Below are 7,295 nucleotides of genomic sequence, written 5' to 3' on the forward strand. Positions count from 1 at the left end.
GCCAGCGTGGTTTAACGGGGCGCCTGAGATCAAGATCACAAGCAGATCAAGAGCGGCTCGCTTCGCATCGTGGTTAGTGTGGAGTGTGCAACCTGCAGGTTGTGCATCTACTGCACTACCGCTTTCGCAGGCAAGCCAGCTCCCACATTTGATCTTTGTTACCTTGAGCGTTGCGTTCGCTTGACTGCTCGGCACTGGGACTGCCCACACATTTGGATCGCGGGGCATCAGTTAAATAGCTGTTGTCTGTCACGCCACCATGATGATCTTCGACACCAATTCCACCACCGTCTTGGCCTGGAGTTTCTTCATCAGCCGCGCCCGGTGCACCTCAACGGTGCGGTGGGAGATTGCCAGGCGCAGGGCGATTTCCTTGGATTTGAAGCCGTTGACGATGTGCATGGCGATTTCCCGCTCACGGGGCGTGAGGTCGCCGGTGCCCTGGTGCATGCGGTCCAGGCGTTCGAAGTGCCAGATCATCAGTTTGAACGGGTCTTTGGGCGTGAGGGTGTAGCCGTGGGATTTGGCCCAGAACACCTCGCCGTTGTGGTGCTGCATGAAGCGTTCATCGGAATAAAAGCCGTTGTCACTGTCGAGCAGCCAGTCATGGCTGCGCTTGCCGATGGCGTGGTAGTCGGCCTGGGACGGGTAGATCAGCAGAGTCAGCTGGTTGACCAGTGCGTCGCGCGTATAGCCGAACAGCTTCAGGAAAGCGTCGTTGCAGTCGAGTATCACGCGGTCGCTGGTGACGATCTGCGGTGCAGGGGACAGCTTGAACGCCAGGCGTTCGAGGTCGGGAAATTGCTGGGCTAGCGCGGTCATGGGGCATCCTGCCTCGTTGTTCAATGCCCTGGGGCGCTACTTACCCGTGTAAGTAGTTACACGAATTGGCGCACGATCAGGGGTGGGTCATTGTAAGTAAAGTCCGAATCAAGAACAGAAGAAATTGATTATGCCTGCTGATTGCGTCTCCATTGTTGCCGCTGGTCACTCCCGCTTTGGTCGCCTGGAAGGCACGACGCTGGAAGATCTGATCGTCCAGGTTACCCGGGAAGCCTTGAGCGATGCCGAGATTGACGCGTCGCAAATCGATGCGTTGTTCCTCGGCCATTTCAACTCGGGGCTGGTGCCCGACGGGTTTGCCGCCTCATTGCTATTGCAAGCCGACCCCGGGCTGCGCTTCAAACCGGCTACCCGCTGTGAAAACGCCTGTGCGTCCGGCTCGGCGGCGATTCAGGCGGGGGTCAACGCGATCCTCTCCGGCAGCGCTGAGCTGGTGCTGGTGGTGGGCGCCGAGAAGATGACCCACACCAGCACTGCCGCGGTCACCCAAGCCTTGGCCGGGGCCGGCTACCAGAACGACCCGGCCGAAGCCGGCCTGAGTTTCCCCCAGTTGTTCGGCCGCGCCGCGCGCCAATACGCCGAGCGTTACCACTGCCCGCTGGGCTCGATGGCGGCCATCGCCACCAAAAACCACTCCAATGCCATGGCCAACCCGCTGGCGCAGATGCATCGGGAGATGAATTTCGAGCACTGCAACAACGTGTCCCAAAGCAACCCGTTCGTGGCTGACTCCCTGCGCCTGACCGATTGCTCACTGATCAGCGACGGCGCCGCCGCGATCATCCTCGCCTCGCCCAAACGTGCGCGCGCGTTTCGTCGCGAGGTGCAGATACGTGCAATGACCCAGGTCAACGACACGCTGCCCATCGCCCAACGCGACATCCTCGCCTTCGAGGGCCCACAGCGGGCGATTCACTCAGCATTGCGCGGCGCAAATGTGACCCTGGCCGACCTGAGTTTCGCCGAGGTGCACGACTGCTTCACCATCGCCGAGCTGCTGATCTACGAAGCCATGGGCCTGGCGCCCAAGGGCGAAGGCCATCGCGTGCTCGACAGCGGCGTGGTGCGCGCCGGCGGGCGCTTGCCGGTGAACCTTTCCGGCGGGCTCAAGGCCAAGGGGCATCCCGTTGGCGCCACGGGGGTGTCCATGCATGCCCTGGCGTTCCGGCAACTGACCGGCGAGCCGATTGGTCTGACGGTGCCCAACCCAGAGTTCGGCCTGGTGTTCAACATGGGCGGCATGGCGGTGGCCAACTACGCCTCGGTCCTGCAGGCGCGCCGGAGCTGAGCCATGAACATTGCCAACTGGCTGCACGATACCCAGCGCCGGGCCCCGCACCGCCCGGCTTTGTTCGACGGCAGCGTGCAAGTGGCCGACTACGCCACCTTCGCCGCCCATGTGCGCCAACGCGCCGCGCAGTTGGTGGAACAGCATGGCCTGGTGCCGGGGGACGCGGTGGCGCTGCTGATGAAAAACAGCTGCGACTACCTGGAACTGCTCTACGCCATCTGGTGGATGGGCGGGGTGGCGGTGCCGATCAACGCCAAGCTGCACCCCAGCGAAGCGGCGTGGATTGCCGATAATGCCGAGGCGCGGTTGATCTTTACCGACGGCGGCCAAGTGTTTTCTTCGCGAGATTTGCCTGCGCGTTGCACGGAACTGGACGGCCACCCGCTGCCGCCCAGTCATGGTTGGCCGACCCTGGAACAGCCGGTGCCCCGCCAGGATCACGACCTCGCCTGGCTGTTCTACACCTCCGGCACCACCGGGCGCTCCAAGGGTGTGATGCTGTCCCACGGCAACCTGATTGCCATGTCGCTGTGCTACGCCACGGATGTCGACGCGGTGAGTGACGACGATGCGGCGCTGTATGCCGCGCCCATGTCCCACGGTGCCGGCCTGTACAACTTCATCCATGTGCGCTGCGGCGCCCGCCATGTGGTGCCGGCCTCCCATGGCTTCGATGCCGCCGAACTGTTCGGGCTGGCCGAGCACATGGGCGATGTGTCGTTGTTTGCTGCGCCGACCATGGTCAAACGCATGGTCGAGCAGGCGCGGCGCCAGGATTATCACGGCGCCGGCATCAAGACCATCGTCTACGGCGGCGGCCCCATGTACCTGGCCGACCTGCGCGAAGCAGTCGACACCTTCGGCCCGCGCCTGGTGCAGATCTACGGCCAGGGCGAGAGCCCGATGACCATCAGCGTCTTGCCACGCGCCTTGATCGCCGAGCGCCAGCGTCCCGACTGGGCCACCTTGGCCGCCTCGGTGGGCCACGCGCAAGCCTGTGTCGAGATCCGCATTCTTGATGCCGAGCACCAGCCACTGCCCACCGGCGAGCGCGGTGAAATCGCGGTGCGTGGCGCCACGGTGATGCAAGGCTATTGGCGCAACCCGCAGGCCACGCGCCAGACGCTGGTGGACGGCTGGCTGCTGACCGGCGACATCGGCTACCTCGACCCGGCCGGCTACCTGACCCTGACGGATCGCTCCAAGGACGTGATCATCAGTGGCGGCAGCAACGTGTACCCCCGTGAAGTCGAGGAAGTGCTGGCCCAGCATCCCGAAGTGTTCGAAGTGTGCGTGGTGGGCGAGCCGGACGCGCAATGGGGTGAGTCGGTGGTGGCCTTTGTCGTGACGCGCAGCGGCCAGCCGCTGGACGAAAGCGAGCTGACGGCCTGGTTCCTGGCGCGCATGGCCTCGTTCAAAAAGCCGAAAAAATATGTGTGGCGCAGCGATTTGCCGAAGAACAGCTACGGCAAGATTCTCAAGACCGACTTGCGGCATTGGCTGCAAACCGCGAGTATCGCCGCGCTTTAACATGGATCGATAATCAGACAAGGAGTCCCCACGATGGGCAATCCCGCACAAGACACCGTCCGCAAGCGCCGCCGTGCGTTTCTGGGCGCCACCTCCGGCCACTTGATCGAGTGGTACGACTACGGCGTGTATGGCTTTCTCGCGGTCTATATCGGCCAGGCGTTCTTCGTCTCCGATGACCCCACCACCAGCCTGTTGGCCAGCTTTGCCGCGTTTGCGCTGAGCTTCTTTATCCGCCCCTTGGGTGGGCTGTTCTTCGGCCCGCTGGCGGACAAGATCGGCCGGCGCAAAACCCTGATCATGGCGCTGGTGATGATGACCGGCTCCACGGTGATGCTGGGCCTGTTGCCGACCTACGCCAGCCTGGGCATCGCCGCACCGATCTTGTTGATCCTGGTGCGCTGCGTGCAGGGCTTCTCGGCGGGCGGCGAGATTGGCACCGTCACCAGCTTCATCTCTGAATACGCCGGCCCCGGTCGCCGCGGCTTTGCCACTTGCTGGCTGATGGTCACCGCCGTGCTCGGCCTGCTGCTCGGTGGCGCCGTGGCCAATGGCATGACCTGGGTGCTGGGCGCCGAGGTCATGCAGGAATGGGCCTGGCGCGTACCGTTCCTGATCGCCGCGCCCCTGGGCTTTATCTCCATGTACATCCGCCTCAAGCTCGAAGACAGCCCCGAGTTCCTCGCCTTGCAACGCGCCGGGCAAACCTCCCGGGCGCCGCTGCGTGAGGTCTGGCAATGGAAGCGGGCAATTGCCCTGGTGTTTTTTATCATCACCTTGCACAGCTCGATCTTTTACCTGGTGCTGACCTTCGCCTCGACCTACATGGCCAAGATCCTCAAGTTCGACAGCGGCACCACCTTGCTGTACGTGTTCGTCGCCAGCTTCTCGGCGGCCTTCGTGATGCCGTTTGGCGGAGCCTTTACCGATAAATACGGGCGCAAGCCGTTCCTGATGGTGATCGGCACACTGGCGACCCTGGCGATGTTCTGGCTGTTCAAATCCGCCCCGACCGCCACCCCGGCGACCTTCTTCGCACCGTTGATGGCGGTGGCGATTTTGTTCGGGCTGTATGCATCCTCGACCTATGCGCTGATGAGTGAGCTGCTGCCCACGCGCATTCGTTCTACCGGGATTGCGGTGGCTTATAACGTGCCGGTGGCGGTGTTCGGCGGCAGTGCGCCGTTGATTTCCACCTGGCTTATCAAGGTGACAGGCGACATTACCTCGCCGTGGTATTTCTACGTGGCGACCGGGGTGGTGTCGTTGCTGGCGTTGGTGGTGTTGCGCAAGGAAGATTTTGTCGCCAGCGCTCACTCCACGGCAGTGCCTGCCAGCGCTGCGCTGGCTTGAAGCACGAACACCCCGTAGGAGCGAGCTTGCTCGCGAAAAACGCAAAGGCGCCGCGCTTCTTCAGGATGCACGCGTTATCGTTGACGCTTTTCGCGAGCAAGCTCGCTCCTACAGGTACAGAGAATTGCCATGCCGGCCACCCGCTTGACCCTGATCTGCCACGCCATCACGCCCCTGCAAAAGCAGGGGCGTTTTCCGGATGACGAGTCCGTCACGATGGACTGGCAGGGCGCGGCCTTGTCCCTGGCCGGCCGCTACAAACAACAGGCACGCCTGCTGTGCGGCCCCGAGGCCAGAACCTGCCAGAGCGCTGGCTTGTTCGGCGATAACGCCCAGGTCGACCCCGCCTTACGCGACCTTGATGTCGGCGCATGGAAAGGCCAGCGCATCGGCCAACTCGACAGCGCAACCTTGAATACCTGGGCCACCGACAGCGCCAGTGCATTCCACGGCGGCGAGTCGGTGGGTCAGTTGTGCATTAGGGTTGGCCAATGGCTCAACTCCCTCGAAACCCACCCCGGCCATGTCATCGCCGTGACCCACCCGTTCGTCATCCGCGCGGCGATGCTGTCCGTCATGCAGTTGCCGATCTCGATGTTCTACCGGATCGACGTCGAGCCATTGTCCGCCACCGAGCTACGCTTCAACGGCGTGTGGCGCCTGCGCCTGGAAACTTCCGCCTGATTCCCGGAACATGGCAAAATCAACGCCCCGCACTGAGAGCACCCCATGAAACGCATCCTGATCATCGGCATTGGCGCCGGCAACCCTGACTACATCACGATGCAGGCCGTGAAGGCGCTGAACCGTACCGACGTGTTCTTCCTGATGGACAAGGGCCAGAGCAAGGACAAGCTGATCGACCTGCGCCGGGAAATCTGCGAGACCTACATCACCGAGCCCGGCTACCGTTTTGTCGAGGCCGACTGCCCGGAGCGTGTGCGCGGTGAAATCGACTACACCACCGCCGTGCAAGACCTCAACCGCGATAAGCAGCAGACCTTCGAACGCATGATCAACGAAGAAATGGCCGACGGCGAAGTGGGGGCGTTCCTGGCCTGGGGCGACCCGGCGCTGTACGACAGCACCATTCGTATCTTGCAGGCGATTCTTGCCAGTGGTCGCTGTGTGTTCGAGTTTGAAGTGATCCCCGGTATCACCAGTGTGCAGGCCCTGGCGGCGCAGCATAAGGTGCCGCTCAACCGCATCGGCAAGTCCATCGAAATCACCACCGGGCGGCGCCTGGCGGCGGGGCAGGCGAGTGATGCCGATACCCTGGTGGTGATGCTCGACGCCGAAGATTCCTACCGCAGCGTGGCGGATCAGGACCTGGATATTTACTGGGGCGCTTACCTGGGTACGCCGGATGAGATACTGATCAGCGGCAAAGTGGCACAGGTGGCAGAAGAGATTGAACGGGTACGCAAGGCGGCGCGTCTGGAAAACGGCTGGATCATGGACACCTATTTGTTGCGCAAACCCTGAGGTAAACACGATGCTCAAACAGCTTGCCTTCGCCTTGGCCCTGGTGGCCGGCGCCGCTCATGCCGATAGTGGCTTGCACACCGACTTGCCGTTGTCCTATCTGGAACAGACCCAGGGCGATGCGCGCAACCAGCCGCTGGTGATCTTCCTGCATGGTTTTGGCAGCAACGAGGAAGACTTGTTTGGCATCAAGGACGCGTTGCCGTCCACCTGGACCTACCTGTCGGTGCGTGCGCCACTGCCGGTGGCGCCGCAGGGTTATCGTTGGTTTACCAAGACCGATGAGCCTGAGTACAACGGCGAGACCGACGAACTGTTCAGCAGCGCCCGGCTGATCAAGGACTTTGTGCTCAAGGCCACCGCCAAGTATCACACCCAAAGTGATCGGGTGTTCCTGGTGGGGTTCAGCCAGGGCGCGATCATGTCTTACGAGGTGGCCTTGCGTGAACCCGAATTGGTACGCGGTATCGCCGCGCTCAGTGGCAGCGTGCTACCAGTGCTCAGGTCTGCGCTGAAACCGGATGCGGCGATGGGCAAGCTGGCGATCTTTATTGGCCATGGCACTTTGGATCAGGTGTTGCCCTTTAGCTCGGCCACGCAAGCGAACAAGGTGCTGGCGGGGTTGGGGCTCAAGCCGGAGTTTCATGAATACCCGGGGATGAATCACACCATCAGCGAAGCAGAAATCCAGGACTTGAAAGCCTGGCTAGAGAAAAGCCTGAAGTGAAATGCGCTTAAAAATGTGGGAGCTGGCTTGCCTGCGAAGACGGCCTGACAGTCAACACAGTTGGAC

7 protein-coding genes are annotated in these 7,295 nt (G+C 62.3%); 6 read left to right on the plus strand and 1 reads right to left on the minus strand.

Annotation, left to right across the window (positions count from 1 at the left end):
* Positions 1–249 precede the first annotated feature (249 nt).
* On the minus strand, positions 250–822 hold the full coding sequence (locus tag QK296_RS28750) for a LuxR C-terminal-related transcriptional regulator (protein WP_003190613.1): 573 nt from the start codon (positions 820–822) through the stop codon (positions 250–252).
* Positions 823–952: 130 nt separating this feature from the next.
* Here QK296_RS28750 and QK296_RS28755 point away from each other — a divergent pair, with 130 nt between their 5' ends.
* The 6 genes from QK296_RS28755 to QK296_RS28780 all read left to right on the plus strand — a co-directional run bounded on the left by QK296_RS28755 (position 953) and on the right by QK296_RS28780 (position 7,229).
* Entirely contained in the window at positions 953–2,131 is a 1,179-nt protein-coding gene (locus QK296_RS28755; RefSeq protein WP_003190614.1) for an acetyl-CoA acetyltransferase, read from the plus strand.
* 3 nt (positions 2,132–2,134) lie between these two features.
* Positions 2,135–3,664, plus strand: a complete 1,530-nt coding sequence (locus QK296_RS28760) for an AMP-binding protein (protein WP_282392327.1) — start codon at positions 2,135–2,137, stop codon at positions 3,662–3,664.
* 33 nt (positions 3,665–3,697) lie between these two features.
* The gene (locus tag QK296_RS28765) at positions 3,698–5,017 is read left to right on the plus strand and encodes an MFS transporter (protein ID WP_034133832.1); all 1,320 of its coding nucleotides are present in this window, start codon (positions 3,698–3,700) and stop codon (positions 5,015–5,017) included.
* A gap of 129 nt (positions 5,018–5,146) precedes the next feature.
* On the plus strand, positions 5,147–5,701 hold the full coding sequence (locus tag QK296_RS28770; RefSeq protein WP_282392329.1) for a histidine phosphatase family protein: 555 nt from the start codon (positions 5,147–5,149) through the stop codon (positions 5,699–5,701).
* Between the two features lie 45 nt (positions 5,702–5,746).
* A complete protein-coding gene (cobF, locus tag QK296_RS28775; protein WP_094775586.1) occupies positions 5,747–6,502 on the plus strand; it encodes a precorrin-6A synthase (deacetylating) in 756 nt (251 codons plus the stop codon).
* A 10-nt stretch (positions 6,503–6,512) separates the two neighbouring features.
* On the plus strand, positions 6,513–7,229 hold the full coding sequence (locus tag QK296_RS28780) for a dienelactone hydrolase family protein (protein ID WP_282392332.1): 717 nt from the start codon (positions 6,513–6,515) through the stop codon (positions 7,227–7,229).
* Positions 7,230–7,295 lie beyond the last annotated feature (66 nt).

The organism is Pseudomonas sp. AL10, assembly GCF_029960685.1.
GTDB classification, from domain to species: Bacteria; Pseudomonadota; Gammaproteobacteria; order Pseudomonadales; family Pseudomonadaceae; genus Aquipseudomonas; species Aquipseudomonas lactis.

Excerpts from the sequence above, each read along its gene's own strand:
- QK296_RS28750 (WP_003190613.1), bottom strand. The coding sequence starts at position 822 with ATGACCGCGCTAGCCCAGCAATTTCCCGACCTCGAACGCCTGGCGTTC.
- QK296_RS28755 (WP_003190614.1), top strand. The coding sequence starts at position 953 with ATGCCTGCTGATTGCGTCTCCATTGTTGCCGCTGGTCACTCCCGCTTT.
- QK296_RS28765 (WP_034133832.1), top strand. The coding sequence starts at position 3,698 with ATGGGCAATCCCGCACAAGACACCGTCCGCAAGCGCCGCCGTGCGTTT.
- QK296_RS28760 (WP_282392327.1), top strand. The coding sequence starts at position 2,135 with ATGAACATTGCCAACTGGCTGCACGATACCCAGCGCCGGGCCCCGCAC.
- QK296_RS28780 (WP_282392332.1), top strand. The coding sequence starts at position 6,513 with ATGCTCAAACAGCTTGCCTTCGCCTTGGCCCTGGTGGCCGGCGCCGCT.
- cobF (WP_094775586.1), top strand. The coding sequence starts at position 5,747 with ATGAAACGCATCCTGATCATCGGCATTGGCGCCGGCAACCCTGACTAC.
- QK296_RS28770 (WP_282392329.1), top strand. The coding sequence starts at position 5,147 with ATGCCGGCCACCCGCTTGACCCTGATCTGCCACGCCATCACGCCCCTG.